The 208-nt window shown below is 65.4% G+C and carries 1 protein-coding gene; it reads left to right on the top strand.

Translation table 11 applies throughout. The features are described from left to right. The coding region (locus AC6LKD_RS32740; RefSeq protein WP_498118557.1) for a hypothetical protein at positions 1-208 on the top strand (208 nt) is incomplete at both ends.

Here is a 208-nt window from a genome sequence, read left to right on the forward strand (position 1 = left end):
CAGCTCAAGGACACCTTCACCTACACGATCAAGGACGCCGACGGCGACGTCAGCACCACCACCATCACGGTCACCATCAATGGCCACACCGATGGCGTGCCGGGCGTGACTGTCCCCGACGCCAACGGCGCAGACGCTGGCAACATCAGCATCGCCGAGAACGCCACCAAGCCGGTCACCGGCGAACTGACCGTCACCGCGCCGGAAG

It is taken from the genome of Achromobacter sp. D7-1 (genome assembly GCF_059760445.1).